Origin of the sequence: Thalassococcus sp. S3, from assembly GCF_004216475.1 — a bacterium.
Classification (GTDB): domain Bacteria; phylum Pseudomonadota; class Alphaproteobacteria; order Rhodobacterales; family Rhodobacteraceae.
Genome location: NZ_CP022303.1, coordinates 3,508,023 through 3,531,881 on the forward strand (window position 1 = coordinate 3,508,023; position 23,859 = coordinate 3,531,881).

The window sequence follows — 23,859 nt, forward strand, 5'->3', positions numbered from 1 at the left end:
CCTTACGGGGACCTGCGGCCCCAAGGCAACCCGAAACGCCTAGCAGACGGTTATTCCGCCGGAGCGGGCCTGGCGAAGCGGGCAAAAACAGTCTCGTGCCCCGGCTCGGGATGTCGGGGGATCATCAACGCCAGAATGAACGAGACCATCGCCATGGCCGCGGCAAGCCCAAAGACCCCGCCGGGAGAAACAAGCCACATATAACCCAGAGCGGCAGGCAAAAAGACCGCCGCGATGTGGTTGATCGTAAAGGCCACCGCCGCCGTGGGCGCGATATCCGCAGGATCGGCGATTTTCTGAAAATAGGTTTTCAAGGCCAGAGCCAGCGCAAAGAAGAGGTGATCCAACACATAAAGCGTGGCTGCCAGCATCACGCCCCAGCCAAAATAGTAGATCCCGCCATAGGCGAGGAAAACGAGCGTCAGTCCGATATATTCAAAGCCCAGCGCATTGCGCTCTCCGAAATGGCCGACAGCCCGGCCCATGAGGGGGGCAAAGATCATGTTGGCGACAAGATTGACGAGGTAGAGCGCTGTGACCTCATGCACCTCGAACCCGAATTTCTCGACCATCATGAAACCGGCGAAGACGACAAAGATCTGCCGCCGTGCACCGGACATGAATTGCAGCGCATAATAAAGCCAGTAGCGGCGGCGCAGCACCATCTTCTTGGTTTGCGGATGGGGTGCCTCGAATTGAGGGAAGGCGATCAGCGCATAGACCGCGATCAACGCGGTCAGCCCGCCTGCCATCATATAGACAGTGTTATAGGTCAGGCCTAAAGGCTCCCACAAAAGTACGATCAGCCCATAGGCGCAGAGCGTCGCACCCGAGCCAGCCGCCAAAAGCCATCCGAGCGTCTGCGGCGCGCGTTTTTTGTCGAGCCATTGCAGTTGCAAAGACTGGTTGACGGTTTCGTAATAGTGAAAGCCGATGGAACTGAGCATGGTAATGGTCAGGATCCCTGCCAGAGAGGGGAACCAGGCTGTCATGGCTGTCGCGACACCGAGAAGGATCAGGGAAACGAGGCCCAGAACCTGCTCACGGATAAAGAGGATCAGGGCAATCACCCCGATGGCCAGAAAGCCCGGGATCTCGCGCACCGTATGCAGCCAGCCGATATCGCTGCCGTCGAACCCTGCGGCCTCGATAACAAAGTTGTTCAGAAGGGCAGACCAGGTGGCGAAGGCGATGGGCATGGCTGCCGCCATCAGAAACAGCAGCGTCAGAGGGCGGCGCCAGATCGGAAGTGTGGCCGTCTGAGAAAGCGGGATTGTCCTGAACATATGCAGCACATACGCCTGCAACCATGACTTGGCGAGGGAAAAGTCGGTCTGCGGACGCGCTGCGCGGTGGCTCAGTAAAAGCTTTGCGGGTCGATATCGACGCTCAACCGCAGATCCCCCTTGAGCGTGAACTGACCGATCCAGCGGGCAAGTGCGGCCTGCAACGGGCTGCCCTTTGCGGCCTTGACCAGCAGACGCACGCGGTGGCGCCCCCGGATCCGGGCAATCGGCGCGGGCGCCGGACCGAAGACCTGCGCGCCGATCTTGCGCAGCGGCGCGTCCTGTCTGGCCAGCGCATTGCCCAGATCGAAGACCTGCGCCACATCCGGCCCCGAAAGGATGATGCCTGCCATCCGACCATAAGGCGGCACCCCCGCCTGCTGGCGCTCAGCCGCCTCAGCCCTCCAGAAGGCCTCCTCATCGCCCGCGAGGATGGCCCGGATCACCGGATGTTCGGGCTGGTAGGTCTGCAACAGCGCCGTGCCGGGTTTCTCGGCTCGCCCTGCCCGCCCGGCGACCTGGCGCATCAGTTGAAACGTCCGCTCCGCCGCGCGCAGATCCGATCCTTGCAGCCCCAGATCGGCGTCAATGACGCCGACAAGCGTGAGCAGCGGAAAGTTATGGCCTTTGGCCACAAGCTGCGTGCCGATGATGATATCGGCGGCCCCTTCTGCAATCCCCTCGATCTCGGCCTTAAGCGCGCGGGCCGAGCCGTAAAGGTCCGAACTCAGCGTCGCGATACGCGCGTCGGGAAAAAGAGAGGCGGCCTCCTCGCTCAGCCGTTCGACCCCCGGCCCGACCGCGGTGAGCCGGTCTTCGGCATCGCAGGACGGGCAAATCGTTGGAATGGGCTTGGTCTCTCCGCATTGATGGCAAACCAGGCGCTTGAGAAAGCGATGCTCGACCATCCGCGCATCACAGTGATCGCAACCGATCTGATGCCCGCAGGCGCGGCAAAGCGTGATCGGCGCATAGCCGCGCCGGTTGAGAAAGAGAAGCGCCTGCTCCCCCCGCGCCATCCGCGCCTCGACCGCGGCCTTCAGCGTCGGAGAGATCCAGGTCCCGCTTTGCAGTGTCTCGGCGCGCATGTCGATGCTGCGCATCTCGGGCAGTTCGGCAGACCCGAAGCGCGCCGTCAGCTCCAGCTTGGCATATTTGCCCGCCTCGGCATTGGCCCAGCTTTCCAGGGACGGCGTGGCGCTCGCAAGCACCACATGAGCCTCGCAGATCGAGGCGCGCAGAACCGCCATATCACGGGCATTGTAAAGAACGCCGTCTTCCTGCTTGTAGGAGGTATCATGCTCTTCATCGACGATGATGAGCCCCAGATTCTGAAACGGCAGAAAGAGCGCCGAACGCGCGCCAATCACCAATTGCACTTGCCCCTGGCCCACCATCCGCCAGATCCGGCGCCGTTCGGTCATGGTGGCGCCTGAATGCCACTCCGCCGGGCGTGCGCCGAACCGCGCCTCGACCCGGGTAAGGAATTCGGAGGTCAGCGCAATCTCGGGCAGCAGAACCAGCGCCTGCCGCCCCATCCGCAGTGCCTGCGCGACCGCCTCCAGATAAACCTCGGTCTTGCCGGAGCCGGTGACACCTTTCAGCAAGGTCGTCCCGTATCGTTCCGTGCGCAGCGCCTGTCTCAGGACAGAGGCGGCGGCGGCCTGATCCTCGGTCAACTCCTTGCCGGGGCGTTCGGGATCCATTGGTGGGAAGGGCAGATCACGGGGGCTGTCCTCCTCGCGCACCGCGCCCTGCTCCACCAGCCCCTTGATGACCGATGATGTCACGCCAGCCAGTTCGGCCAGTTCCTTGAGCGTGAAGGCGAGCCCGGTATGGTCCCTCAGCACCTCCATCACTCTTCGGCGGGCATCGGTCAGGCGTGACGGTTCCCCGTCCCCCAGCCGGTAGATCTTGCGCATCGATGGCGGATCACCCAGCCCCGGCGCGCGGGTGGCGAGCCGCAGCATCGCGGGCATCGGCGTAAGCGTGTATTCCGCCGCGCGCCTCAGGAAAAGCTGCATCTCTTCGCGCATGGGGGCTGCGTCGAGGACGCGGATCACGCTGCGGATCTTGGCGCGGTCGTAATCGCCCCTTCCGGGTCCCCAGACGACACCCAGAACCTTGCGCGGACCCAGAGGCACCTCGACAAAGGCCCCAAGATGACAACCGCCTTCCGGCGCCTTGTAATCCAGAAGCCGATCCAGAGGCTGGGTGGTCAGAACACCGACCAATTCCCCTTCGTCAAAGAACTCCGTCCCGGTCACGCACGCCCTTTCTGTCCGAGGGGTTTCAGCTTCGCAGATCATGGGGTAAAGCCAAGCCAACCCAAGGCCAACCCCATCAAAGGATGCAGCCCATGAAATTCTTCGTAGATTCCGCCGAGATCGACGCCATTGCCGAGCTGAACGACCTGGGCATGGTCGACGGCGTGACCACGAACCCCTCGCTGATCATGAAGTCAGGTCGCGACATCCTGGAGGTCACCAAGGAGATCTGCGATCTGGTCGACGGTCCCGTCAGCGCCGAGGTCGTGGCCACCGAAGCCGACGACATGATCGCCGAGGGGCGCAAGCTGGCCCAGATCGCCGACAACATCGCGGTGAAGGTACCGCTGACCTGGGCCGGGCTGAAAACCTGCAAGACGCTGAGTGACGAGGGGCAGATGGTCAACGTGACGCTCTGTTTCTCCGCCAATCAGGCGCTGCTTGCGGCCAAGGCGGGGGCCGCGTTTATCTCTCCCTTCATCGGCCGGCTGGATGACATCAACCTCGACGGAATGGAGCTGATCGAGGATATCCGCACGATCTATGACAATTACGGGTTCGAAACGCAGATCCTCGCGGCGTCCATCCGGTCGGTCAATCACGTGCTGGAAAGCGCGCGCATTGGTGCCGATGTGATGACCGCGCCGCCGGAGGTGATCAAGAAGCTTGCCGCGCATCCGCTGACCGACAAAGGACTTGAGGCATTCCTGTCGGATTGGGCGAAGACCGGCCAGAAGATCCTGTAAGAACGACACATTTTCCCGAAATCCATCCGCTGCCGCAAATTTGGGGCAGCGAATTCAAAAAGTCGTGTTATAGACCCCGGTAAGATGACAAGAGGCTGAGATGAGCAGTAGCCCGAAACTGGAAACAACCCTGCGCGATGCAATCATCGCCAAACCCGATGCCGTGCTGGATGACCAGGCAATTATGCAGGCTCTCGTCACCGCGAATGAACGCTCCATGGGCGGTAACGTCGTCGATCTGCGCGGGATCGCGATGGAGCGGCTGGAAGCGCGGCTGGACCGGCTGGAGGATACGCATCGCAGTGTGATCGCCGCGGCCTACGAAAACCTGGCAGGCACAAACCAGGTGCATCGCGCGATCCTGAGAATGCTGGACCCCGTCGAGTTCGAAACCTTCCTGACCGATCTTCGCGGCGAGGTGTCCGACATCCTCCGCATCGACGCGATCAGATTGGTTCTCGAAACCGCACAGAACAACGAGGACGCCGCCGTCAAACGGCTTGGTCATGTTTTGACCGTTGCCGAGCCGGGCTTTGTCGATGCCTATCTCACCCAGGGGCGGGGCGGTCAGATGCGGCAGGTCACGCTGCGCCAGGTTCAGGATGCGTCCGATCGCGTCTACGGTGACGCCGCCGGCTGGATCCGGTCCGAGGCCTGTCTCAAACTGGATTTCGGAACCGGTCGCCTTCCCGGGCTTCTGGTCATGGGCGCGGAGGACCCGCACCATTTTCATCCCCAACAGGGCACGGACCTGTTGGCCTTCTTTGCGGGCGTGTTTGAAAGGTCGATGCGCCGCTGGCTCTCTTGAGCCTGATTTCTCCAGCCTGTCGCGATGCGTTGGAGCACTGGCTTCAGACGCGAAGGGCCTTGGAAGGCGCTGCTGAGAACACGATCACGGCCTATCAGGGCGATGTGGTCGAGTTTCTGAGCTTTATGACAACCCACCACGGATCCACACAGGGCCTGGCCGCGATCTCGCGCATTTCGGTCCAGGATATGCGCGCCTGGATGGCCCGGACCCGCGCCGGGGGGGTGAGCGCACGTTCGCTGGCCCGAAAGCTCTCGGCAGTGAAAAGCTTCTATCGCTGGCTTGCCGAGCGGGAAGGGTTTGAGCCGACGGCGGTTCTGTCCGTCCGTGCGCCCAAGTTTCAGAAAAAACTGCCACGCCCCCTGGCCGAGGACGCGGCCCGCGCGATGATCGAAACGGTCGATCTTCAATCGCAGGAGCCTTGGGTCGCGGCGCGCGACGTTGCCGTTCTGACGCTGCTCTATGGCTGCGGCCTGCGCATATCGGAGGCGCTGGCACTCACCGGATCGGATGTGCCCCTGCCGGGCGTGCTGCGCATCACCGGCAAGGGCGGAAAGGAGCGGATTGTCCCTGTACTCGCGGCGGCGCGTGATGCCGTGGACGGTTATGTCCGGCTCTGCCCGCATGCCATCACGTCCGAAAGTCCGCTTTTCCGGGGGGTCAGAGGCGGTAAGCTTGGACCTGGGCCGATCCAGCGCGTGATGGCTCAGGCCCGGATGCAGCTTGGCCTGCCGGCAACGGCCACTCCTCACGCCATGCGGCACAGTTTTGCAACCCATCTGCTCTCGGCGGGCGGAGACCTGCGCGCGATCCAGGAGTTGCTGGGCCACGCCTCGCTGTCGACAACGCAGGCCTATACGGCTGTCGACACCGCGCGCTTGATGGAGGTCTATGAACGGGCGCACCCCAAGGCATGAGATGATCACGCGATTGGTTTGCACCTGCGGTTATTTTACGCGATGAGACCCCGATGACACAAAAACTGCGCGCGCTTTCGGTTCATTGGCTCACCGCAACGGGGGCCGTCTTCGCGATGCTGGCCATGCTGGCCGCCGTCGACGAGAAATGGGACCTAATGTTCCTTTGGCTCGTGGTCGCCTTTGCCGTGGACGGGATCGACGGCCCGCTTGCACGCAAATTCGATGTCAAAACGAATGCGCCGCAATTCGATGGTGTCCTGCTGGATCTCATCATCGACTACCTGACCTATGTCTTCATTCCGGCCTTCGCGCTTTTCAAGTCCGGGCTAATGGATGGCTGGACGGGTTGGGTGGCCATCATCGTGATCACCTTCACCTCCGCGATGTACTTCGCCGACACCCGCATGAAAACAAAGGACAATTCCTTTTCCGGCTTTCCCGGATGCTGGAACATGGTCGTGCTGGTCATCTTCGCGCTAGAGCCCAACTTCTGGGTCAGCCTGTCCATCGTCACAGTGCTGGCCATCGCGATGTTCGTACCTTTGAAATTTATCCATCCGGTACGCACGGATCGCTGGCGCCTTGTGTCCCTGCCCACAGCATTTGCCTGGACCTTTTTTGCGGGATGGGCGGCCTGGGTCGACTTCCATCCCGAAAGCTGGGCCCACTGGGGGCTTGTCGTGACAAGTCTGTATCTGCTTCTGGCTGGAATCGCGCAGCAGATGATCCCTCCACGGAACCGTTAGAACACCTCATCCACCGTCGCGTCGCGACCGTTCAGCGTAAAGCTGTCGCCAGCCTGCAAACCCGCCATGGCCTTGTAAATTGGGCTTTGCTCGGAAATGCCCATATAAGTCACCCCGTCGACATCGAACCGTGCGGTCGCGGTCGCGACAACCAGATGCCGGCCATCTATGGTTACGATCGCGCCGGGGCGCACGGTATCGGTCACCGAGAAGTCGATATTTTCCAGAACGTCCACTTTCGCATGGTGGGTTTGCACAGGCTGATCGAAGGCCGCGGCCAGATCCGCGCTTTCCCTTGCGTCCGAGATTTCGTCCGTATCGTGACTTTCCGTAGGATCGAGACGAGACCCTTTCAAATGCGCCTCGTAATGGGCAATCGCGGTTTCAAGCTCCGCTGTCTCAAGCGCAAACATCTTGTCGTAGACGGCTTGTTTTTGTTCAGCTCTGTCTTTTGCAGTCATTCTCGTCTCCTCCTGACATCCCCGGAATTTTGCGAAACCAAGTGATGCGCCGCTTTGACCTGGGTCAGCGAAAAGCGATTTAGATCAAAAGGCTGGCTGCCCCTTCATGGCGCAACAGACTGACCTTCGTCTCGACGCCCCCTGCCCCCGAAAAGCCCGTTAGACCCTTTGCGCCCATCACCCGGTGGCACGGAATAACGATGGGTATGGGGTTTCCCCCGCACGCCCCGCCCACGGCCTGGGGCATTGCGCCCAACTCCTTTGCAATGTCGCCGTAGGTCCGCGTATGCCCAAACGGGATTTCAAGCATCTTTTGGCACACTGCCTTTTGGAACTCTGACCCTTCTACCCGCAGTGGCAGGTCGAAGCGCTCCAGCGTTCCGGCATCATAAGCACGCATTTGCGAAGCGGCCTTTTCGAGCAAGGGCGTCGGCGGTCCCTTATCCGCGCCGCCCCAGACGACACGGGTGATGGCTCCGTCATCCTCGCCAATACCAAGCTGGCCAAACTGCGTCTGAACGGTGATCATACCCATCGCCACAAAATGGGTTCATCGCACGAGGACTACAATCCTCAATCAACGCGGAAGGCTCAAGCGGATTGGTCCCCGCGCGTTCCTTGGATCGACGACCTTCCCCTTCTGGGTCACAACAATACGTCCGGCATCTGTCAGCTTGATGGCCTGCTCGCGAATGGCGGGCATCAAAGGCCGCCAATCGGCAGCGATCCGCCGCGCGACATCTGACGGGCAGCAGGTCTTGGCGTTTCCGCGCTCGTGAACAAGGCTCAGGATTGCCGCTTGGATCTCATCTGGGCTGGGCACGTTCATAGAGGGATCATCTAGGTCGGTCAGCAATGAAACAACCGCCTGTCGATAACAGCAAATGGCAATTTCGAAAACCGCGTCTTGTCACCGGAAACTCCGGCCTGCCCAGGATCAGTATTGCAACCAAAAAAGTCCCCGTTTGGTCGCAGACGTCCCCCTGATCAGAGACACCTTTCACGCTGAAACGCTAAAACGATTGATGGGATCCTCGCTGGCTTGGCCGGAGGATCCCACCTGGTCCAATCGCAACATGCCGCTCCCGGGTTTTCGGACCGCGAGCCCCCGGTATATCGGTCAGCTCAAAGCGTCGTTGCAGCGTTGACAGACGCCTTCATGCGCATGTAGTCCGACATCCGGCAGGATCTTCCAGCAGCGTTGGCATTTCTGGCCAGCCGCTTTCTCGAAAACCACGCCGACACCCGGGATCTCGGGCAACCGGAATGCATCCGAAGGACTGGGATCCGCTGTCAGGCTCAAAGCCGACGTGATGCACAGATCTTCGAAATCGACCGACTTCAGACTGGCCAGAACGGCGGGATCTTCCACATGCACGACCGGTGCGGCTTCCAGCGACGCACCGATGACCTTGTCGGCGCGCTGCACTTCCAGGGCAGCCGTCACAACACGGCGGGTGCGGCGGATACCGACCCATTTCTCGGCCAGTGCATCATCGCGCCAGGCGGCGGGCGTGTCCGGCATATCGACGAGGTGGACCGAGCTGTCATCGCCCGGGAAGCGTTCAAGCCAAACCTCCTCCATCGTGAAGACCAGCATCGGCGCAAGCCATGTTGTCAGGCGGTGAAACACCAGATCAAGCACTGTCCGGGCCGACCGCCGACGCAGGGTGTCGCCATCGCAATAGAGCGCATCCTTGCGGATGTCGAAATAGAACGACGACAGATCCACCGTCGCGAAGGTGAAAACCGCTTGCCAAACGCCCTGGAAGTCGAACGCGGCATAACCCTCGCGCACGATCTGATCCAGTTCCGCGAGGCGGTGCAGCACCCAGCGCTCCAGCTCGGGCATATCCGACGGCTCGACCTGATCGGCGTCGGTGAAGTCGGCCAAAGAACCAAGCATGAAGCGCATTGTATTGCGCAAACGGCGGTAGCTGTCGGCCACGCCTTTGAGGATCTCGGGCCCGATCCGCTGATCGGCAGTATAGTCGGTCTGCGCGACCCAGAGGCGCAGGATGTCCGCGCCGTATTGCTTGACGACCTCTTCCGGCACGATGGTGTTGCCGAGCGATTTGGACATTTTGTTGCCCTTCTCGTCCAGCGTGAAACCGTGTGTGACGACATTACGATAAGGCGCGCGTCCCGTCGTCCCGACGGATTGCAGCAGGGAGGAGTGGAACCAGCCGCGATGCTGGTCGGTGCCTTCCATATAGACGTCCGCCACACCGTCCTCGGTGCCGTCTTCGCGGTCGCGCAGGGTGAACGCATGCGTGGATCCGCTGTCGAACCAGACGTCGAGGATATCCATCACCTGATCATAGGCATCCGGGTCGACGATGCCGTGCAGAAACCGCTCCTTCGCCCCTTCTGCATACCAAGCATCTGCCCCTTCAGCCTCGAACGCCTCGACGATGCGCCGATTGACCTCTTCGGAGCGGAGCAGAAAGTCGGGATCGGTGGGCAAGACACCCTTCTTGGTGAAGCAGGTCAGCGGCACACCCCAGGCACGTTGACGGGACAAGACCCAGTCGGGCCGGACTTCCATCATGGAATAGAGCCGGTTGCGGCCTGATTGCGGGGTCCAGTTGACATTGTCGATCTCGGTCAGCGCGCGTTCACGGATCGTCCGCCCATGCATGTCCTGTCCATCACCCACCGGCTTGTCGATGGCCGCAAACCATTGTGGCGTGTTGCGATAGATCACCGGCGCCTTGGACCGCCAGGAATGCGGATAGGAATGCTTGATCTTGCCCCGCGCGAGCAGCCCGCCGACCTCGGCCAGCTTGTCGATGATCTTCTTGTTCGCGTCCCCCTCAGCACCCTTGCGACTGAGGATGTAAGAGCCGCCGAAAAAGGGCAGATCCGCGCGGAAAGAGCCGTCATCCATCACGTTGTAGGTGATAACATCCTGCAGCATGCCCAGATCGCGATAAAGCTCGTACTCTTCCATCCCGTGGCTGGGCGCGCAGTGAACAAAGCCTGTGCCTTCCTCGTCGCTGACAAACTCGGCGGCCCGGAAATCACGCACGTCGTCCCATTCGCCATTGGCCCCCGCGGCACCTTTCAAGGGGTGCGCCAGACTGACATGGCACAGCTCGTCAGCTGTCACGTCACGCAGGCGGCGATACATGGTGTCATCCAGCCGGGCCCGCGACAGAACGTCGGCTGCCATTTTGTCGGCGAGAATATAGCGGTCGCCGATATGCGCCCAACATTCTTCCGGCCGCCCGGTGATTTCATAAAGGCCGTAGGATACGTCCTCCCCATATACGACAGCCTTGTTGGACGGCATCGTCCAAGGCGTCGTGGTCCAGATGACGACGTAGGCACCGTCGAGATCGTCAAGCGCCTGAACCTGACCCGCCTCGCCGGTGACCGGCGGAGTGGTCTCGTTCAACAGCACCTTGAACTTTACCCAGATCGTAAAGCTCTCCTTGTCGTGATATTCGACCTCCGCCTCGGCCAGCGCCGTTTGTTCGAGCGGTGACCACATCACGGGTTTGGAGCCCTGATAGAGCGTGCCGTTCATGAGGAACTTCATGAATTCCTCGGCGATGACGCGCTCGGCGTGGAAATCCATCGTCAGATACGGTTGCGCCCAGTTCCCCGTGATACCCAGCCGTTGGAACTCGTCCCGCTGGATGTCCACCCATTTCTCGGCGAATTTGCGGCACTCGCCGCGAAACGCGTTGATCGGAACCTCGTCCTTGTTCTTGCCCTTCTTGCGATACTCCTCCTCGATTTTCCATTCGATCGGCAAACCGTGGCAATCCCAGCCGGGGATGTATCGGGCATCGAAGCCCATCATCTGATGCGAGCGGACGATCATATCCTTGATCGTCTTGTTCAGCGCATGCCCGATATGAAGGTGACCGTTCGCGTAGGGAGGGCCGTCGTGAAGAGTAAAGGGCTTGCGATTTGAGGGGGCCCGCAGGCGATCATAGACCCCGATGCGATCCCAGCGGGCCAGCCAGTCAGGCTCACGTTTCGGCAGGCCGGCCCGCATCGGAAAATCGGTTTTCGGCAGGTTCAGGGTCGATCGGTAGTCAACGGGTGCGGTCGTGTCGGCGCACATGGGCGGCGTCCTTCGAATAGCGGCGAATGGAAGGGTTTAATCGGTGCGAGTGCTCAAACACCTTGGCCCGGCGTCTCGTGGATCAGAGCGCCGGGACGATAATTCGAATGATGATGAAGCTCAGATGGCTCATGCGCGCGGTTATAGGCCTGCAAATGCCCTGCGTCCAGAGGGACCCGGACCGCCATACGCACAACCATGGTACCGGATCGACCGCGATCCACCAGGCCCGGAATTTGTGACAAATTCCGAACCGGAAAATCCCTGATTTTCCAGCCGTTTTCCGTGACGGAAAACGGCTCCGCTCAATGATGAAAGGTGCACCTCAAGAAGACGCGTTCACATGCGCCCAGACGTCAGAGATCACGACAGACCCTTCGCCAACGGCACTTGCCACCCGCTTGACGGACCCTGCGCGGACATCACCGACGGCGAAAATGCCCGGGCAGGACGTCGCATAGCCGGATGGCTGGCTGACGGAAGTACCTGTTTTCACAAAACCCTGCTCATCCAGTTCGACAAGCCCCGACAACCACGTCGTATTCGGAGCCGCGCCAACCATCACAAACAATGCATTCGTCCGCAGGGTCCAATCCTGTCCCGAATGCGCATCCCGGATGGTGATGCTGTCCAGCATGTCGCGCCCGTGAAGCGATACAACCTGGGTGCGTGTATGAATGGTGATCCGTGGATGTGCCTCAAGGCGCGAAAGCAGATAGTCCGACATCGACGCAGCCAGTCCCGGACCGCGCACCAGCACGTGAACATGTCTTGCGGTGCGTGCCAAAAACATGGCCGCCTGCCCGGCTGAGTTACCGCCGCCGATCACCGCGACCTCGCTGTCCCGGCAATAGCGGGCTTCGACCTCGGTCGCGGCATAATAGACGCCCGCGCCTTCCAGCCGCTCGATACCCTCCCAGGGCAGGCGACGATATTGCACACCGGTCGCGGCCACGATGGCGCGCGCTGACGCTTCCTGCCCGTCCTCGAGCATGACGTGAAAAAGCTTGTCGGTGCATTGACGCAGACCGGTCGCACGCCTTGGCGTTGCGAACCGTGTTCCGAACTTCATTGCCTGGATCTCACCGCGCCCGACCAGATCTCCGCCGGGGATCCCGGTGGGAAACCCCATGTAATTCTCGATCCGGCTTGACGTTCCGGCCTGCCCGCCAATCGCAACGTCTTCCAGAACAAGGGCCCGCAGGCCTTCGGCCCCGGCATAGACCCCCGCGGCAACGCCGGCCGGTCCGCCCCCCACGACGATCACGTCGAAGACATCCTCTGTGTGAAGCGAGATATCCTGGCCGAGCACCCGGGCCACCGCCCGCGGCGTCGGGGGATCGATGACCTGATCGGCACCAAAGACCACAAAGGGCGCGCCCTGTTGCAGACCACAACGTTCCGCGACCACCGCCGCCTCGTCAGAATGCAGATCCAGTTCGCTATAGGGGATCCGGTTGCGGGAGGCGAAACTTGCGATGCGGCGCACATCCCGGTCCACATCCCCCCCGATCAGTGTCAGTCCCCCTTCCTGCGTCGACATGATACGGCGCCGACGCGCGGCCATGACCGTGATCACGATGTCGCTCATCTCGGGGATTTCCGACATCAGGCGCAACATCGCCTCGCGCGGAACACACAAGACCCGGCTTTCCACAACGGCGCGTCCGCTCATCAAGGCGTTCCCGCCCGACAAGAAATTTAGCTCTCCAAAGAACTGACCGGGTCCAAGGGATGAGGTGCTGTAGCGTGCGTTCGTCCGTGGATCGACCGCCTCCAGCTCGCCCTCAAGAAGGTATGGGAACATTGTAATCGGCGCACCGGCCTCCTGGATCAGCTCACCGGGCTGGAGGGTGACCTCCTTGCCAACCCGGCGCATGGCAGCAACATGCGCTTCGGTCAGCGGCGTGCGGACCATCGTGGCAAGATCAGCGGCAAACTGTTCCATTATATCGTGACCTTTCGGTTAAGTGTCCCTGCTCAAAAGACCCGTCAGGCTTTGTTTCACGATCCGACGGACCGACGGTTTTCGATTGTCCGAAAAGGGCAACGGACGGCACACCTCCATCGCGGCAACCCCGACCCGCGCGCTGAGAGCACCGTTGACCAGCCCTTCGCCGAACCGGCGCGACAGCTTTGACAGAATAGACCCGCCCAGAACCGGTTCAAGCAGATCATCCCCGACCGCGACGGCCCCGGTCGCCACCAGATGCGAGAGGACGGCGCGGGTCAACCGCCAGCTTCCCAGAAGGCCGGAGCGCCCGCCATAGATCTCGGCCACCCGGCGGATCATACGCAGATTGGCGGTCAACGCCGCGGCCACATCGGCAAGCGCAAGGGGTACGAGGGCGGTCACGGTCGCGACCTGGCGCGCCGCCGCCTCGACCTCGCGGCTGGCCGCGGCATCCAGCGGGCTGAGCAGGGTATCCTCGGCGAGCGACAGCAAGGTCGTGGCATCAAAGGCCTCTTCCTGTCGTTCGGCCAGACGATCGCGCCCCCAGCGTGTTTCCTCGCGACCGCGATAAAGGTTCGTCAGCTCGCCGATAAGCCTCCGCGCCTGGGCCAGATCGTTTTCGGCCAAAGCGGCATCGGCACGACGGCGCAGACCATCTATGCGGCCCAGCCGACCAAACGCCGCAACCTCCCGCAGGGACATGATCGCCAGCAGGACCAGCACAAGACCCATCAAGACCGTCACAGCCCAGCCCAGCACGGGCAGGCGCGCAATCAAGCTCACGGCAAAATCCCAGGCGGCGACCGACACGACCGCACCGGTCAGCGCCAGCGCGCATCCCCAGAAAAGACGTGCGATACGCGACGGTTTCCGGGATGCAAGACGCGCCGCGATCTGCATGGCCTGTCCTTGCGGCAACGGCGCTACCGTGTCGGGCACCGGCGGTGCATCCGCAACATTTGGCGCTTGGGCTGGCTCATCTTCCAGATCAATCAGAACGGGGCCTTTGGTCATCGCTCAGCGCGTCCTTTTCCATTCCAGGCGCAGTTCGGGCAGGCCCGCGTCGTTTCCAGAATACCTGCGATCCTTGCTATCGCGAAAGCCATGCACCCGGAAGAACCGCTGCGCTGCGTCATTCCTTACATAGGTCCAGATATGCAAGGTTGTACTGGCCGATTTCGCCTGATCGAGAAGATCCGTTCCGACCCCCTGCCCCTGCAGGCAGGGGGTCACGTAAAGGCAATGAAGCTCGCTTTCGTCGCGCGCGACGAACCCTGCGATCCGGTCAGAGCGGCGTACGACCTGAACCCAACCCGCCTCGATCATCTGGGACGCTGCCGCGACATGTTCGGCACGGCTGTGCAAACTCGGTAGCCACTCTGCCGCTTCGATACAGTCCGACAAAACGGCTCCGACCCCTCCTGCGTCGAGCGCGCGGGCAGGTTCCGGGCCGGAGTTCAAAGGCGATCTCCGATCAGAAACTGAGCTGCTCGATCCAGGCGGATATGCGGCGGGCCATCGCCTGGCCGCAAGACCAGCGGCGCGGGCGCGAATGCCATCGCCCGATAATCACCATCCAGCCACGTCTTCGCACCCGCGCGCGCGGGCGACAGCAATTGCGCCGGATCGGCAGGAAGCTCGCCGGGATAAAGTGCCGCCTCCTTGCCGCTTTCAAGAAGGCGACCGCGGATCATGTCGAGTGTCCGTCCCTGATGCGTTCGGGTTTCTTCGGTTGTGGCCCGCAAGGCCGCGATGGCCATCGCCTCCGTTCTCGCCCCGGCAAATCGTGCCCGGTCGCGCGCATCGCGGGTCAGTGCCTCCATGATCGCCGAAAGCCGGGCATGTTGCGTATGATGCAAATGATCCGCCTTGGTGGCGGCAAAGAGGATCTTTTCCACACGCTTGCCCAGCAGGAGCTGCGTGAGAAAGGCATTTCGGCCGGGGCGGAAAGCACTCAGGATGTCCGCCATGGCCTGCCGCATGTCTTCGACCGCCTGCGGTCCCTGATGGATTGCGCCCAGCGCATCGACCAGAACGATCTGACGGTCGATCCGTGCAAAATGATCCCGGAAGAACGGTTTGACCACACGGGCTTTGTAGGCATCGTACCGCCGCTCAAACTCTCGCCACAGCGATCGGCGTGACGCCCCAGAGAGCGGTGGCAGCGGCGCGAATGTCAGAACCGGGGACCCTGCCAGATCGCCCGGCAACAAGAAGCGCCCTGGCGTACAATCGGAAAAACCTGCCTCGCGCGCTGCGTTCAGATAGCCGGTAAAGGCCTCCGCCAGGCGTTGCGCCTGGGGTTCGTCCAACCGATCTGCCGCATCCGTCTCTGCAAGCAATGCGCGGAAGATCTTCGCCGCCTCTCGCTGCTCGATCCGCGACAGGACATCTGTCGACCATTCGGAAAAGCTCTTTTCAAGCAACGACAGGTCCAGCAGCCATTCACCCGGGTAATCGACGATATCCAGATGCAGCGTTCGCGGACCCTGAAGGCCAGAGAGGAGGCCCGTCGGGCGTACTTTCAGCGACAGACGTAATTCGCTGATCGCACGGGTGCTGTCGGGCCAGGACGGCTCACGGGCCGTCAGGGCCGCCATATGGGTTTCGTAAGCAAAACGCGGCAAGGTGTCGTCCGGCTGCGGCTGCAGAAAAGCAGCAGAGATGCGCCCCTCCTGAGCGGCGGCAAGCCCGTGCATGCGCCCCCGATCCAGCAAGTTGGCCACCAGAGAGGTGATGAACACCGTCTTGCCGGACCGCGCGAGGCCGGTGACACCCAACCGCAAAACCGGTTCAAAGAGAGTTTCGGAAACGCGGTCGCCGACCGTCTCGACCCCGCGGACGAGGGTGTCTGCAAGTGTTGAAATGACCAAATCGGACCCTGCCCCAATGACGTGCGGCGCAAGATAAGGCCGTCAGCCCACGGTTACCAGAGGGCCTTGCCCCGCAACGCCCTTCACGCTAGCTGCGCGGCCATGCCTAGATACGCTTTGAAAGTCGAATATCACGGTGCGCCTTTTGCCGGCTGGCAGCGTCAGAAGGATGTTCCGTCTGTTCAAGGTGCAATCGAGGATGCGCTCGCGCGGCTTGAGCCCGGCCCCCATACAATCGCGGCTGCGGGACGCACCGATGCCGGCGTGCACGCGACAGGACAAGTCGCTCATTGCGATCTGGAAAAGAACTGGGACGGCTTCCGTCTTTCAGAAGCACTGAACCACCACCTGAAACCAAACCCGGTGGCGATCCTTGCGGCGGCGCCGGTCGAGGATGACTGGCACGCTCGTTTCTCGGCCTTGGAACGGCGCTATCGCTTTCGCCTTCTGATGCGGCGCGCACCCGCCACCCACGATGCCGGCCTGGTCTGGCGCGTTCAACGTCCTCTGGATGTCGAGGCCATGCGGGCCGCTGCCGCGCATCTGATCGGGCGCCATGACTTTACGACCTTCCGTTCGTCGATCTGTCAGGCGGCCAGTCCGGTCAAAACGCTCGATGTTCTAGAAATCGATGCCGTCGATGGATCCTCGGGACCGGAGATACATTTCAATCTTCGCGCGCGGTCTTTCCTGCACAATCAGGTGCGCAGCATCGTTGGCACGCTGGAGCGCGTCGGCGCCGGCGGCTGGACACCAGAGGATGTCCGCGAGGCGCTTGCCGCAGCGGATCGTGCAGCGTGCGGTCCGGTCTGCCCGCCGGAAGGTCTTTATCTGACCGGGGTCAGGTATCCGTCAGATCCTTTCGCCGCACCATAGTCCGTGCCGAAACGATCCTTAAGTATCAGACTTGATCGGCGCCGGCACCCGCATCATTGGCCCGCGACGCCTCGGTTTCAGGCACATAGGTAGCGGCGGCATGACGCTCCAGCGCCCGCAATATGTCATCTGAGATATCCGGTCGATCCGTGGGTGGAAGAACCTTATCCTTGTCGTCCCGCAGAGCCTTGAACAGGGCTGTCTCCGGCACGGCAGGCTCCCCCAGAGCGGAGCGGTCAAGAATTGTAAAAAGCGTTTCAAAACAGTCTTTGTCTTCAAGGGCTTTGGCATATTCAGCCAGGGCATCCTGTCCGAAATGGCGGGCCGCCCGAGACAGATCCTCGGCCCAGCCCAGCGGAAGCCCCGCGCCGCGCGCCGATCTCAAGACCAGAGAAACCAGTTCCGCGCGTGCCAGTTTCATGAGGCCTCAAAGACCGGACACCACATATCGTCCGCCCGTTCCAATTCGTCAAAAAGCGGCGCGCCCTGCGCCAAGGTGATGCGGGTCCACAGATCTGATTTGGGATCAAACCGCGTCGCGCCGAAAAAGGCCAGCTTGCTGCGGAGCATGTCAATCGGGCGGCAGGTCTCGGCAATCAGATTATCGCGGATCTCTGCATAGGGCGCGTCGATCAGGGTTTGGACGCGGCGCACGGCAGATCGATGCTCGGGACAGACGCGCAGGAATTCGGCCAGGGAACACCGCGCATCCTTCAGATCATCCGCGAGCGCCTTGATCTGTCGCGCGATATCAAGCGGGCTTTCAAAGGCACCCGAAGCCTGCTGTCGCCGGTCGCCGAGCCGTGGTTCCAGCTTGTCCTCGGAGACATACCAAAACCTGGCGGATTGATCCGGCATGTCAAAGTCCAATGACACGGCCCAGGACCAGTCCCGCGCAAGGGCCGCGCGCAACTCTGCGACCGACATTGTCAGATCTATTGCGGCATCCACATCCGTGGCCATCCGATCCACCAGATCATCGACCAGATCGCCAAAGGGTTCGATTGCGAACGAGACAAGCATTTCCTGAAAATCCAGGGACATGCGGCGGCTTTGATGGATGAGCCGGTCAATCGGGTAGGGTTCCAGCAGCGCCCCGGCCCGCACCTGCGCCTGCAGAGTCTGCCACTCCGACCGCAGCTTTTCGATCCGTTCCTGAGCGATCGGATCAGCGACGTTCCATTGCCTGAGATGTGAGGCTGCCTTGTCGGCAAGCGCGCACATCAGAAGGCGCCGGTCGTCACCAAGCTCGGCGATGGAACGCACGCGCATCAAGGCGGTTTCTCGGGCCAGATGCCAGGCATGCAGCAGATGGGGGTGACTGACGAGGAAAGGCGCCATGCCAAGGCCGGTGGCATTGCCCACACCGATCCCCCGCCGCATTGACCGGGGCAAGGGACGTCCGCCGACATGAGCGACAAGGTCGTGTGTGAACCCACGTATCAGCCAAACGGTCAGCATCTCGGCCATGAACGGCCCGGACAGTCCCGGCCGCATCGCGATCCGAGCCCGGTCAGCGATGCCGAACTTACCGTTCCCATAGACCGCCGTCGTCCGCATCAGATAGCCCGTGGATTGCAAGAGCTGGCGGTCGAACTCGACCGTGTTGCGCAGCGCATTTACCACGTGTGTGAAGACCCTGATCGACTTGTTGGCCCGGCTTAGCACCAGGTCCCGCTCGGTAAAGCGGGCAGCCTCCTGCCGGGGGGCATCCCGCACAATACGCGCACGCTCTGCCGCGTCCGGAATACCATCGTAGAGCACGAAGGCCGCATCCCAGGCTTCGGCGATGACACGGTCGCTTCGCTCTTCATCCCGAATGGATGTCGTTACCGCAACCAATGCGTATTGGTAGCCGCCCATGGTGAGCGTGTAGACGGCATGGCCAAGGCCCTCGGCGTCCATGTCCCAAATCGGGCGCTGCACCTGCACGTTGTCGTCCCGCAAGACGCGCATCAAGGTCGGTAGAAAGGACAGCCGCGTGGGAAAGGCGGCCCCCATTCGCGACAAGCGCATGACGTCCTCCGGCGGGCGCAACGGGACGGTCTGGAGATCTTTCATGACCCTGCCTCCGGCTCGAACCCCTCGGCAAAAAAGCGCGCCCAGTTCGCGCCCATGATCCCATCCACCTCGACCGTCGAGAAGCCGGTCTTCAACAAGCCTGCCCGAATGTGCCCGAAATCGCGGTTGTCCTTGAACCAACTGGGCATGTGCGGAAATCCCGGCCTTTCCCGAGAGCCTTCGCCAAATTGCAGCTGCTTGGACCATCGCCCCGTGCGCATCCATTCCACGACACTGTCGGGCTGGTCCTGGCAGAGGTCCGAACCGATCCCAAGACGGTCAGACCCATAGCGCGACGCGGCCTCTGCAACCATGTCACAGAAGCTTTCCAGGCGGCAGTCGGATCCGTCCTTCAGATGATGGGGGTAAAGCGAAAACCCGATCATCCCCCCGCGCCCCGCAAGGGCGCGCAGAACATCATCAGAGACATTCCGGCGCGCGGGATGCCACCACTCCGGATTGGCATGGGTAAGGGCAACCGGACGGCCGGAGCAGTCGATGATATCCCTTATCGTCTGAATGCCGGCATGTGAAAGATCCACGACCATGCCGATCCGGTTCATCTCGCCGACCACTTGTCGTCCGAACTGGGTCAGGCCGCTGTCCGTTTCCTCGAAACAGCCGCTCCCAAGAAGCGACTGCATGTTGTAGGTGAGTTGCATGAACCGGATGCCAAGCTCATGGCAGATCTCGACCAGACCGATATCGGCACGGATCGGTCCCGGATTCTGGAGACCGAAGAAGATCGCCGTGCGGTTGGTGTTCTGCGCCAGGTCGATGTCCCTTGCAGTGCGCCCTTTGACGATCAGGTCGGGGAAGAGTTCAAACCAGCGGTTCCATTTGACCAGATTGCCGACCATCTCGGAAAACGTTTCATGATAGGCAACGGTCACATGGACGGCGTCCACGCCGCCCGCCCGCATCTGCCGGAAGATTTCAGGGGACCAATTTGCATATTGCAGACAATCGATAAGAGGCGCGCGCATACGGGAAGTGTGCAGGCCCATCGCGCGCCAGGCAAATGCAAACGCGACATCCTGTAAAGAAGATGTCGCTTAAGAAGGTGGATGTGGCTGCGCGATCACCTCATCTGACGAGCTGGCACCATCGATCAACCGGCCTCTTCACAGATCGGATAGCCCGCGCGGAAAGGTCGGGGCAAATCTGATCCGCTCACTTCACCGTCAGCACCGCGCAAGGGGCCGTTTGGGCGATCTTCTGTGATGTGCTGCCAAGCAGAAGGCTGCTGACCCCGCCAAGGCCACGTCGCCCCGCGACAATGAGATCGGCACCCGTTCGTTCAGCGGCGCTGAGCACTTCCTGAGCGGGCGTTCCATTTCCGACAAAGCTGTTTGTCGGGGTGACACCCTGATCCTTGGCGGCGTTGGTTGCCATTTCGATGACCGCCTTACCCGCCGCCGCGATCTTTTCATCCGATGGCGGAACTGAAAAGGCGCCGGACCCGACCGCCAGAGCAACCGTATCAAGCTCGGGTGTGTGCACGAGGTGTAGATCGCTTTCGTAATGTTTGGCGAGATCGCAGGCCACGCCAAGCGCATGGATCGCATGATCTGAGCCATCGACAGCAACGATAATGTTCTTGAACATGAAAAGCCTCCCGCATGGATGTCTGCCAAAGACAGTAAACAACCGGACGAAATGCGCTTTGCGTCATGTCAAATGCAACATAATTCCCCTAAAGCGCCACGTCGGCCCCAGAGCGCCGTTTTCCGCCCCGGAAAACGGCCGGAATTTGTGACAAATTCCGGCGCGCCGCAGCAGGGGTCGGAAATGATTTCGAGCGTATCACTTGCGGCGCCACCGCCCGGAATCGGCACCGATAGATCCGTAATCACATCGTCGGCAGAGGGATGAAGTCAGGCCAATGTCACGGAAAGGCCCTTACTCCGCCGCCTCCGCGTAGGCTTCCATCGGCGGGCAAGTGCAAACGAGATGCCTGTCGCCCCAGGCATTGTCGACCCGGTTCACCGGCGGCCAATATTTGTCCACCCGGAACGCTCCCGGCGGGAAGCAGCCCTGTTCGCGGCTGTAGGGTCTGTCCCATTCGCCCACCAGATCTTCCACCGTATGCGGGGCGTGGCGCAGCGGGCTTTGCTCCACCGCGATCCGGCCCGCCTCGATCTCCGCGATCTCCGCCCGGATCGCCAGCATCGCGTCGCAGAAGCGGTCTAGCTCCGCCTTGGTTTCGCTCTCGGACGGTTCGATCATCAGCGTGCCCGCCACCGGCCAGCTCATCGTCGGCGCGTGAAAGCCGCAATCAATGAGCCTTTTCGCGATGTCCTCCACCGTCACACCGGCGCTGGCCGCGAAGGGGCGCGTGTCAAGGATGCATTCATGCGCCACCCGGCCCTTCCCGCCGCGATAGAGCACGTCATACGCCCCCTCCAGCCGCTTTGCGATGTAGTTGGCGTTCAGGATCGCGACCCGTGTCGCCTGGGTCAGGCCCTCTCCGCCCATCAGCGCGCAATAGGCCCAGCTGATCGGCAACAGCGAGGGTGAACCGAAGGCCGCCGCCGACACCGCACCCTCTCCGCCATTTGGATCGCCTGGGAGATGATCGGCCAAATGTGCCTTGACCCCGATGGGTCCCATGCCCGGCCCCCCGCCACCATGCGGGATGCAGAATGTCTTGTGCAGGTTCAGATGGCTCACATCCCCGCCCAGATCGCCGGGCCGGCTCAGGCCCACCATCGCGTTCATGTTGGCCCCGTCGATATAGACCTGCCCGCCATGCTCGTGCGTGATCGCGCAAACCTCTGTCACCGTCTCCTCGAACACACCATGTGTCGACGGATAGGTGATCATAGAGCCGGCCAGCCTTTCGGCGTGCTGTTCCGCCTTCGCGCGAAAATCATCCAGGTCGATGTCCCCGTTTTCCGCAGACTTCACGGCAACCACGGTCCAGCCCACCATCTGCGCGCTGGCCGGGTTTGTCCCGTGGGCCGAGGTCGGGATCAGGCAGATATCGCGATGCGCCTCACCCCGCGCCCGGTGGTAGCCCGCAATGGTCAAAAGCCCCGCATATTCCCCCTGCGCGCCCGAATTGGGCTGCATCGACAGCGCGTCATAGCCCGTGATCTCGCAAAGCTTCGCCGACAAATCCTCGATCAGCGCGTGATATCCCTTGGCCTGATCCTTGGGCGCGTAAGGATGCAGGACCGAGAATTCGCGCCAACTCACCGGCATCATCTCAGCAGCGGAGTTCAGCTTCATCGTGCAGGAACCCAGCGGGATCATGGCCCGGTCCAGCGCCAGATCACGGTCGGCGAGGCGGCGCATATAGCGCATCATCTCGGTCTCCGCCCGGTTCATGTGAAAGACCGGGTGGGTCAGGTAATCCGAGCGCCGCACCAGCGCATCAGGGAACCGGTATTCATCGATGTGCCCGGCATCCCGGTCGATCCCAAAGGCGCGCCAGACCGCTTCGATGATCGCGGGGCGCGTCGCCTCATCAAGCGTGATGCCCACCTTGGTCTTGCCCACGCGCCGCAGGTTCACCCCTTCGCGAACAGCCGCCTGCAAGACGCCACGCTGCATCAGCCCCACATCCACAGTGATCGTGTCAAAGAACGCCTCCGGCTCCACGGCAAAGCCTGCCTCTTCAAGACCACGCGCCAGCCGGGCCGTCTTGCGATGCACCCGCTGCGCGATGGCCTTCAGGCCTTCGGGCCCATGAAAGACCGCATAGAACCCCGCCATCACTGCCAGCAAAGCCTGCGCGGTGCACACGTTCGACGTGGCCTTCTCCCTCCGGATATGCTGCTCGCGCGTCTGTAGCGACAGCCGGTATGCCCGGTTCCCCTGCGCATCCACCGACACGCCCACCAGCCGTCCGGGCATGGCCCGCGCGTAAGCCTGCTTGGTTGCCAGATAGGCCGCATGTGGACCGCCATAGCCCATCGGCACGCCAAAGCGTTGCGTAGATCCGACAGCGATATCAGCACCCATCGCGCCGGGTTCCTTGAGCAGTGTCAGCGCCAGCGGATCGGCGGAGACGACACCGATTGCCTTGGCCGCGTGCAGCGCCTCCATCTCGGGCGTGAAGTCGCGCAGATGGCCGTGCGTGCCCGGATATTGAAAGATCGCCCCGAACACCGCCTCTGCCTCCAAATCCTCCGGCGCGCCAATGATCAACTCAATCCCCAGCGGCTCCGCGCGGGTCTTCAGAACGGCGATGTTCTGAGGATGACAATTCTCATCGACGAAAAACGCCTTGGCCTTCGATTTCGCCACCCGCTGCGCCATCGTCATCGCTTCGGCACAGGCCGTCGCCTCGTCCAGCAGGGACGCATTGGCCATTTCCAGCCCTGTCAGATCGCTCACCATGGTCTGGAAATTCAAGAGCGCCTCAAGCCGTCCCTGGCTGATCTCCGGCTGGTAGGGCGTGTAAGCGGTATACCAGGCCGGGTTCTCCAGGATGTTTCGCTGAATAACCGGGGGCGTGACCGTACCGTGATAGCCCTGTCCGATCAGCGAGGTCAGCACCGTATTCTGTTTGGCGATCTGGCGGAGCGCATAAAGCAATTCCCGCTCGGATTTCGGCTTTCCGAAATCGAGCGGCTCCGCCTGCCGGATCGCCTCCGGCACGGTCTGTTCGATAAGGGCCTGCAGACTGTCCGCCCCAAGCACCGACAGCATCTCCTCCATCTCCGCAGGAGATGGCCCGATATGCCGCCTGTTGGCAAAATCATAGGGAAGATAATCTGTTGGCTCGAACGTCATCGCACTCTCCTCATCGTCTCTTTGCGGAGCGACACCGCTC

The 23,859-nt window shown here is 61.7% G+C and carries 20 protein-coding genes; 5 read left to right on the forward strand and 15 right to left on the reverse strand.

Features of this window, described 5'->3' with window-relative positions:
* Window positions 1-50: 50 nt before the first annotated feature.
* On the reverse strand, window positions 51-1,286 hold the full coding sequence (locus tag CFI11_RS17345) for an MFS transporter (protein WP_130408176.1): 1,236 nt from the start codon (window positions 1,284-1,286) through the stop codon (window positions 51-53).
* 71 nt (window positions 1,287-1,357) lie between these two features.
* Window positions 1,358-3,553 (reverse strand): primosomal protein N', encoded by a 2,196-nt coding sequence (locus tag CFI11_RS17350; protein WP_130408178.1) that lies wholly within the window; start codon window positions 3,551-3,553, stop codon window positions 1,358-1,360.
* 92 nt (window positions 3,554-3,645) lie between these two features.
* Between CFI11_RS17350 and fsa the strand changes: the two genes are divergently transcribed.
* The 4 genes from fsa to CFI11_RS17370 all read left to right on the forward strand — a co-directional run bounded on the left by fsa (window position 3,646) and on the right by CFI11_RS17370 (window position 6,773).
* Complete coding sequence (gene fsa, locus CFI11_RS17355) at window positions 3,646-4,299, forward strand: fructose-6-phosphate aldolase (RefSeq protein ID WP_130408180.1); 654 nt, start codon at window positions 3,646-3,648, stop codon at window positions 4,297-4,299.
* 100 nt (window positions 4,300-4,399) lie between these two features.
* Window positions 4,400-5,107 carry a DUF484 family protein gene (locus tag CFI11_RS17360; protein ID WP_130408182.1) on the forward strand — a complete coding sequence of 236 codons (708 nt, stop codon included), beginning with the start codon at window positions 4,400-4,402 and terminating at the stop codon, window positions 5,105-5,107.
* Entirely contained in the window at window positions 5,104-6,024 is a 921-nt protein-coding gene (locus CFI11_RS17365; RefSeq protein ID WP_130408184.1) for a tyrosine recombinase XerC, read from the forward strand. Before CFI11_RS17360 ends, CFI11_RS17365 begins: the two co-directional genes overlap by 4 nt.
* Before the next feature lie 53 nt (window positions 6,025-6,077).
* Window positions 6,078-6,773: a phosphatidylcholine/phosphatidylserine synthase gene (locus tag CFI11_RS17370; protein WP_130408186.1), complete on the forward strand. Its 696-nt coding sequence runs from the start codon at window positions 6,078-6,080 to the stop codon at window positions 6,771-6,773.
* On the opposite strand, the gene CFI11_RS17375 is transcribed toward CFI11_RS17370, so the two are convergent.
* The 8 genes from CFI11_RS17375 to CFI11_RS17410 all read right to left on the reverse strand — a co-directional run bounded on the left by CFI11_RS17375 (window position 6,770) and on the right by CFI11_RS17410 (window position 16,139).
* A complete protein-coding gene (locus tag CFI11_RS17375; RefSeq protein WP_130408188.1) occupies window positions 6,770-7,234 on the reverse strand; it encodes a hypothetical protein in 465 nt (154 codons plus the stop codon). The genes CFI11_RS17370 and CFI11_RS17375 overlap by 4 nt on opposite strands.
* Before the next feature lie 79 nt (window positions 7,235-7,313).
* On the reverse strand, window positions 7,314-7,769 hold the full coding sequence (locus CFI11_RS17380; RefSeq protein ID WP_130408190.1) for a methylated-DNA--[protein]-cysteine S-methyltransferase: 456 nt from the start codon (window positions 7,767-7,769) through the stop codon (window positions 7,314-7,316).
* Window positions 7,770-7,811: 42 nt separating this feature from the next.
* Window positions 7,812-8,063 (reverse strand): DUF3253 domain-containing protein, encoded by a 252-nt coding sequence (locus CFI11_RS17385; protein ID WP_130408192.1) that lies wholly within the window; start codon window positions 8,061-8,063, stop codon window positions 7,812-7,814.
* Window positions 8,064-8,354: 291 nt separating this feature from the next.
* The gene (ileS, locus tag CFI11_RS17390; RefSeq protein WP_130408194.1) at window positions 8,355-11,312 is read right to left on the reverse strand and encodes an isoleucine--tRNA ligase; all 2,958 of its coding nucleotides are present in this window, start codon (window positions 11,310-11,312) and stop codon (window positions 8,355-8,357) included.
* A 325-nt stretch (window positions 11,313-11,637) separates the two neighbouring features.
* Window positions 11,638-13,260, reverse strand: coding sequence for a cyclic nucleotide-binding domain-containing thioredoxin-disulfide reductase (locus CFI11_RS17395; protein ID WP_130408196.1), 1,623 nt, complete (start codon window positions 13,258-13,260; stop codon window positions 11,638-11,640).
* Window positions 13,261-13,278: 18 nt separating this feature from the next.
* Window positions 13,279-14,280, reverse strand: a complete 1,002-nt coding sequence (locus tag CFI11_RS17400) for a YcjF family protein (RefSeq protein WP_130408198.1) — start codon at window positions 14,278-14,280, stop codon at window positions 13,279-13,281.
* 3 nt (window positions 14,281-14,283) lie between these two features.
* Window positions 14,284-14,727 (reverse strand): GNAT family N-acetyltransferase, encoded by a 444-nt coding sequence (locus CFI11_RS17405; RefSeq protein ID WP_130408200.1) that lies wholly within the window; start codon window positions 14,725-14,727, stop codon window positions 14,284-14,286.
* Entirely contained in the window at window positions 14,724-16,139 is a 1,416-nt protein-coding gene (locus CFI11_RS17410; protein ID WP_130408202.1) for a YcjX family protein, read from the reverse strand. Before CFI11_RS17410 ends, CFI11_RS17405 begins: the two co-directional genes overlap by 4 nt.
* A gap of 102 nt (window positions 16,140-16,241) precedes the next feature.
* On the opposite strand from CFI11_RS17410, the gene truA reads away from it, so the two are divergent.
* Complete coding sequence (gene truA, locus CFI11_RS17415; protein ID WP_130408204.1) at window positions 16,242-17,015, forward strand: tRNA pseudouridine(38-40) synthase TruA; 774 nt, start codon at window positions 16,242-16,244, stop codon at window positions 17,013-17,015.
* Between the two features lie 25 nt (window positions 17,016-17,040).
* Here the strand turns inward: truA and CFI11_RS17420 are convergent, their stop codons facing one another.
* The 5 genes from CFI11_RS17420 to gcvP all read right to left on the reverse strand — a co-directional run bounded on the left by CFI11_RS17420 (window position 17,041) and on the right by gcvP (window position 23,819).
* Window positions 17,041-17,436, reverse strand: coding sequence for a hypothetical protein (locus CFI11_RS17420; protein WP_130408206.1), 396 nt, complete (start codon window positions 17,434-17,436; stop codon window positions 17,041-17,043).
* Entirely contained in the window at window positions 17,433-19,076 is a 1,644-nt protein-coding gene (locus tag CFI11_RS17425) for a hypothetical protein (RefSeq protein ID WP_130408208.1), read from the reverse strand. Before CFI11_RS17425 ends, CFI11_RS17420 begins: the two co-directional genes overlap by 4 nt.
* Window positions 19,073-20,062 carry a membrane dipeptidase gene (locus tag CFI11_RS17430; RefSeq protein WP_130408210.1) on the reverse strand — a complete coding sequence of 330 codons (990 nt, stop codon included), beginning with the start codon at window positions 20,060-20,062 and terminating at the stop codon, window positions 19,073-19,075. Before CFI11_RS17430 ends, CFI11_RS17425 begins: the two co-directional genes overlap by 4 nt.
* 187 nt (window positions 20,063-20,249) lie before the next feature.
* Window positions 20,250-20,684, reverse strand: coding sequence for a universal stress protein (locus tag CFI11_RS17435; protein ID WP_130408212.1), 435 nt, complete (start codon window positions 20,682-20,684; stop codon window positions 20,250-20,252).
* A 294-nt stretch (window positions 20,685-20,978) separates the two neighbouring features.
* Window positions 20,979-23,819, reverse strand: coding sequence for an aminomethyl-transferring glycine dehydrogenase (gene gcvP / locus CFI11_RS17440; RefSeq protein WP_130408214.1), 2,841 nt, complete (start codon window positions 23,817-23,819; stop codon window positions 20,979-20,981).
* Window positions 23,820-23,859 lie beyond the last annotated feature (40 nt).

What these genes read in the sequence shown, in the direction of transcription:
- gcvP (WP_130408214.1), bottom strand. Translation starts at nt 23,819, where the DNA reads ATGACGTTCGAGCCAACAGATTATCTTCCCTATGATTTTGCCAACAGG.
- CFI11_RS17430 (WP_130408210.1), bottom strand. Translation starts at nt 20,062, where the DNA reads ATGCGCGCGCCTCTTATCGATTGTCTGCAATATGCAAATTGGTCCCCT.
- ileS (WP_130408194.1), bottom strand. Translation starts at nt 11,312, where the DNA reads ATGTGCGCCGACACGACCGCACCCGTTGACTACCGATCGACCCTGAAC.
- CFI11_RS17435 (WP_130408212.1), bottom strand. Translation starts at nt 20,684, where the DNA reads ATGTTCAAGAACATTATCGTTGCTGTCGATGGCTCAGATCATGCGATC.
- CFI11_RS17360 (WP_130408182.1), top strand. Translation starts at nt 4,400, where the DNA reads ATGAGCAGTAGCCCGAAACTGGAAACAACCCTGCGCGATGCAATCATC.
- CFI11_RS17395 (WP_130408196.1), bottom strand. Translation starts at nt 13,260, where the DNA reads ATGGAACAGTTTGCCGCTGATCTTGCCACGATGGTCCGCACGCCGCTG.
- CFI11_RS17345 (WP_130408176.1), bottom strand. Translation starts at nt 1,286, where the DNA reads ATGTTCAGGACAATCCCGCTTTCTCAGACGGCCACACTTCCGATCTGG.
- fsa (WP_130408180.1), top strand. Translation starts at nt 3,646, where the DNA reads ATGAAATTCTTCGTAGATTCCGCCGAGATCGACGCCATTGCCGAGCTG.
- CFI11_RS17380 (WP_130408190.1), bottom strand. Translation starts at nt 7,769, where the DNA reads ATGGGTATGATCACCGTTCAGACGCAGTTTGGCCAGCTTGGTATTGGC.
- CFI11_RS17375 (WP_130408188.1), bottom strand. Translation starts at nt 7,234, where the DNA reads ATGACTGCAAAAGACAGAGCTGAACAAAAACAAGCCGTCTACGACAAG.
- CFI11_RS17370 (WP_130408186.1), top strand. Translation starts at nt 6,078, where the DNA reads ATGACACAAAAACTGCGCGCGCTTTCGGTTCATTGGCTCACCGCAACG.
- CFI11_RS17420 (WP_130408206.1), bottom strand. Translation starts at nt 17,436, where the DNA reads ATGAAACTGGCACGCGCGGAACTGGTTTCTCTGGTCTTGAGATCGGCG.
- CFI11_RS17385 (WP_130408192.1), bottom strand. Translation starts at nt 8,063, where the DNA reads ATGAACGTGCCCAGCCCAGATGAGATCCAAGCGGCAATCCTGAGCCTT.
- CFI11_RS17425 (WP_130408208.1), bottom strand. Translation starts at nt 19,076, where the DNA reads ATGAAAGATCTCCAGACCGTCCCGTTGCGCCCGCCGGAGGACGTCATG.
- truA (WP_130408204.1), top strand. Translation starts at nt 16,242, where the DNA reads ATGCCTAGATACGCTTTGAAAGTCGAATATCACGGTGCGCCTTTTGCC.
- CFI11_RS17400 (WP_130408198.1), bottom strand. Translation starts at nt 14,280, where the DNA reads ATGACCAAAGGCCCCGTTCTGATTGATCTGGAAGATGAGCCAGCCCAA.